Genomic DNA, 893 nt, shown 5'->3' with positions numbered 1-893 from the left:
TCTTTCAGAAAACTTAGTAACTAGCTGTGGATCCACCCGGATGAGTGTGTGGTCATGCAAGCGGCAGCGCCCACCCGAATCATGGTGGAGAGCACGACCATTCCCGGCGTGGTCGTCATCCAAGCAGGTGATACTGCGGCGATGGCGCAGCGCAGTGATCTGACCTGCCGCTGATGGTTGAGGAGATGGATGGTGAATACGCTTGAAAAACCGGCGCAATGGCAGTCGGAATTTTTTGTCGCATGGGTGGGCGAGGCGGATCATGAGGCCGCCCTGGCTCAGCCAAATGAATGGTGGGGGCCGATTGCCGAAACCTTGAAAGCGCAGGGGCACTACGCGCAGGTTTCGCTCTTGTGTGGCGGGGATGTTCAGAGGACAGAGCAATACCGTGAATGGTTGTTAGCGCAGACCACCTAGGTGTCCTCTTACAGCTTGTTAGCTTAAATCTGGTGCCGGAAATAGGAATCGAACCTACGACCTACGCATTACAGAGGAGTGCACTACGCCCATCTGAAAGATAGAAGCTTGCCCAAATCAGCTCGGCTGCGTACAGCAGATGGCAGTTGTCTATGGCTGCATGAAATGCGCTTCCCGCAGAGCAATGTCCTCTCTCAGAATGCGCTGGATTTCCAGCACTGCCGCCGCGCTCTGTTGCACGCTGTGTCCTGAAATGATGATTTTCTCGGATTGCGCCCCGGGAAGATGAGCGCTGCGGTAAGGCACGAGACCATCATCGGAATCAGCGAGGGCCACTTCGGCATTGGCCTGGGCCACGATCGAGTGATAGCGCACCTGGGTAGAGATGGGAAAGTCCGCAGCCGTGCGCACGAATGGATCGTTTTCGTCGAGATTGTCGACGCTATTGGGGATATGCCGAGTGATTTCAAGGTGCC

At 55.8% G+C, this 893-nt stretch carries 1 protein-coding gene and 1 pseudogene; one reads left to right on the top strand and one right to left on the bottom strand.

Features of this window, described 5'->3' with window-relative positions:
- The first annotated feature begins 192 nt into the window (after nucleotides 1–192).
- Nucleotides 193–417: a hypothetical protein gene (locus C6P64_RS17805; RefSeq protein WP_146115990.1), complete on the top strand. Its 225-nt coding sequence runs from the start codon at nucleotides 193–195 to the stop codon at nucleotides 415–417.
- Nucleotides 418–567: 150 nt separating this feature from the next.
- Here C6P64_RS17805 and C6P64_RS17800 read toward each other — a convergent pair.
- Nucleotides 568–893, bottom strand: a pseudogene (locus C6P64_RS17800) (alpha/beta hydrolase); the annotation flags it as partial.

Origin of the sequence: Malikia granosa, from assembly GCF_002980595.1 — a bacterium.
Lineage (GTDB): Bacteria > Pseudomonadota > Gammaproteobacteria > Burkholderiales > Burkholderiaceae_C > Malikia > Malikia granosa.
Note: the sequence above shows the minus strand (reverse complement) of the source record. Positions and strands in the feature narration are given on the sequence as shown.